Annotated in this window: 4 protein-coding genes; all 4 read left to right on the plus strand. The window is 72.5% G+C overall.

The genetic code is table 11. The features are described from left to right. Positions 1-1,402, plus strand: a 1,402-nt coding sequence (locus FPV16_RS25765; RefSeq protein ID WP_227441351.1) for a DUF2793 domain-containing protein, incomplete at its 5' end; no start/stop codon positions are given. A gap of 79 nt (positions 1,403-1,481) precedes the next feature. Beyond that, positions 1,482-2,156: a lysozyme gene (locus FPV16_RS25770; RefSeq protein WP_227441352.1), complete on the plus strand. Its 675-nt coding sequence runs from the start codon at positions 1,482-1,484 to the stop codon at positions 2,154-2,156. 46 nt (positions 2,157-2,202) lie between these two features. Then, a complete protein-coding gene (locus FPV16_RS25775) occupies positions 2,203-2,727 on the plus strand; it encodes a hypothetical protein (protein ID WP_227441353.1) in 525 nt (174 codons plus the stop codon). 173 nt (positions 2,728-2,900) lie between these two features. Then, complete coding sequence (locus tag FPV16_RS25780) at positions 2,901-3,251, plus strand: hypothetical protein (RefSeq protein WP_227441354.1); 351 nt, start codon at positions 2,901-2,903, stop codon at positions 3,249-3,251. Positions 3,252-3,313: the final 62 nt, after the last annotated feature.

Below are 3,313 nucleotides of genomic sequence, written 5' to 3' on the forward strand. Positions count from 1 at the left end.
CCGCTACCTCGTCGCCGGCGCCGCGCCCACCGGCGCCTGGACCGGGCTCTCCGGCCGCATCGTCCATTTCCACGACGGGGTCTGGGACGGGCTGGCGCCGAGGGCCGGGTGGCTCGCCTATGTGGCGGACGAGGACGCCTTCTACCGCTTCGACGGCACCGCCTGGACCGGCCTCGCCGGGACGATCTCGGCCCTGCGGAACCTCGCCCTCCTCGGCCTCGGCACTCATGCGGATGCGGAGAACCCGTTTGCGGCCAAGCTCAACAAGGCGCTCTGGACCGCGCGCGCCACGGCGGAGGGCGGGAACGGCGACCTGCGATTGGCCCTGAACAAGGCGTCTGCGGGCAACGTCCTGTCGCTCCTCATGCAGACGGGCTTTTCCGGCCGCGCCGAGATCGGCCTTGTCGGCGACGACAGCCTGACGGCGAAGGTCTCGGCGGACGGCACCAGCTGGGCCCATGCCTGGCGGGCTCAAGCAAGTAGCGGCTTCGTCGGATTCGGTTCGGCCGCTTCGCCGGGCGGCCCGGTGCCGACAGCGCCACTCTTTGTCTCGGGCTCGTCGAATTCCGCCCTGCTCCAGCTCGAATGCTACAGCGCCGGCTCGCCGGTGGCCAACATCACCACGCGCATCGCCCGCGGCACCCCGGCCGCCCCCACCGGCATCCTCGCCGGAGACCGGTTCTTCGGTTTCTTCGGCCGGGGCTACCAGGCGACGGGCGGGTTCTCCGGCAACATGGTCACCTTCAACGGCCTCGCCGAGGAGGATTTCACGGCCACGGCGCAGGGCACCATGGTCGACTTCCAGACCACGGAGATCGGCACCAGCACCCGCCGGTCCGTGGTCAAGTTCAGGGGCAATGGCGCCCTCGAACTCGTCGCCCGCGCCGTCACGCCCAGCCAGGGCCTCGCACCCGGGCAGATCCTGTTCGACGCCACCGCCTCCGCCTTCAAGGGCTATAACGGGACGCGCTGGTCCCGCCTCACCAACCTGCCCCGGTTCGCAGCCGCCATGAGCGCGGACGCGACGATTCCGGCGGGCGCCTGGACCAGGGTCGCGTTCAACACCGCCGAGGTGAACGACCAGGGCGCGTTCGTGCCTGCGACGAACCGGTTCGTCGCTCCCGAGGCCGGCACCTACACGTTCGGTGCGGGCCTCGCCTACCGCAGGATCGGCAGTGCGTCGCCCACCGCGCTCCAGGCCCGGTTCTACCGCAACGGCGCGGCGTCCCCGCGCCACCGGGCGGGCGTGACCGGTCTCGTGGACGGCGTCTCGACCCTCGCCCTCACGGCGACCCTGGCCCTGGCCGCCGGCGACACGGTGGAGGTGTTCGCGCATTTCACCGGCGCCGAGGGCGGCCTCCTCGCCGCTGACACGGCGTTCTGGGGCCTCGCAATGCCCTGAACCGCCCGGGAGGCAGCGTCCTCCCAGGTTCGCGCGTCGCCGGACGACGCGCTCCCCGTTCCCAACCCCGGAGTGAACCATGGACCTCAGCGCCATCGGCCGTGCCGTGCTCGTCGCCCGCGAGGGACGGCGCCTCGACGCCTACCGCGATTCCGTCGGCATCTGGACCATCGGCATCGGCCATACCAGCGCGGCGGGGCCGCCCGTGGTGACGCCGGGCCTGCGCCTCACGGCAGCCGAATGCGACGCTCTCTTCGCCCGCGATGTCGGCCGCTTCGTGCGCACCGTCGCGGCGGCGGCGCCCGATGATCTGCCCGACCATGCCTTCGATGCCCTGGTCTCCCTCTGCTTCAACATCGGCGAGGGCGCGTTCCGCCGCTCGACCGTCATGCGGCGCCTGAAGGCCGGGGACCGGGCGGGCGCCGCCGAAGCGATCCTGATGTGGAACCGGCCCTCTTCCCTGATCCCGCGTCGGCGGGCCGAATACGACCAGTTCCGCACGCCCTACGCGACCTCCCTGCCGCGTGCCCGCTCCACCGATCCGACAACGATCCCGCGCCCCGCCGGCCCGGTGCGGGAGCGACCGGAGGAGCGGCCGGGGATCGTTCCGAACCCGGCCATCGGTTCCGAGCGCCGCCCCCTTCCCCGCGCGCCCTCGCTGCGGTCCGCGCCGTCCCAGCGGAGCGCCGCGCCTGCGAGTGCCTGGGCGCGCCTCAAGGCCTCGCTCCGAGCCCTGTTCGGCGCGCGCGCCTGAACCCGGAGCACCCGGTCCCCTCCCCTGCCGCATCCCGGAGATCGTCATGACATCCTCGCCCCTCGTCCTCGCCGGCCTCGCCGCGCTCCTCTCCTCCTGCGCCGCCTCGCCCTGCATGGCCTCACCCACGGACGCCGCCATCCTCCTGCCCTGGGGCGACGGCGCGATCGCGCTGGCCCACCTGATCACCGCCTTCCTGGTGCCGCTCGCGATCACCGCGGCGACCGCCGCATTGGCGCGGATCGCCGGGCCGTTGCAGGTCCTGATCACGACCACCCTGGTCGAGCGCCTCGTGCGCAACGTCGGCGATTACGCGGTCAACGCGGTCGCCGGTGCGGTACGCGGGCGGACCTTGTCGGTGCCGGTGGGTTCGGCGGTGATCGCGCGGGCGGTCCAGCGGGCGCTGGATCAGGCACCGGCCTGGCTGGTGACGGCGGCGGGCGGGGCGGAGGGCCTCGCGGAGAAGGTGTTCCGCAGCCTGCCCCTCGACGAAGAGGCCACCACCGGCAACACCCTGCCCCCCGCCCTCGACGCCCTGCGGGCGGACCGGGACCGGGCATCGCCAACCTGAACCGCGTTCCGCCGGCAGTGGGTTACGCAATTCGCTCATCGTGCGGGCCGCGCGGGTCCCCTCTCCTTCCAGGAGAGCGGACCCGTCGCGTCTCATGCCGAACTCTCTTGAGATAGTGAAACAGCCGTCGAGCAGATGGGTGAATCGATTCGGGGCAGCGGAAGGGAGGTTCCATGGACAGGATCGCGCTCGAAGCCGCCCGGCTGCTGTTCTCGGAGGAGGGCGCGGGCTGGATCGTCGCCGCCCTTCTCGGCTTTGCCTGCCTGCACCTCTACCGGGAGGTGGGCCGCTCCCAGGAGGCCCGCATCGGCGATGCCGGCGCCACCGCGACGGCGCTGGAACGGGCCTCCCAGGCCAATTCCGCCGTGGCTTTGGCCATCGAGAGCCGGACACGGGTGCTCGAAGACCTCTCCCGTCTCGCGAGCGAGATCGCGCGCGGCGTCGACCGCAGCGACGAGCGGGCGCGGGAGAAGTTCGACGAGATCCTGCGCCGCCTGTCGGACACCCGCCACGAGGGCCGATGACGCCGAGGGCCATCGCGTGAAGCGATCGCCCCGCCCCTTTCCCCGCGCCCCCTCTCTCGGAG

Source organism: Methylobacterium sp. W2, from assembly GCF_020662345.1.
Lineage (GTDB): Bacteria > Pseudomonadota > Alphaproteobacteria > Rhizobiales > Beijerinckiaceae > Methylobacterium.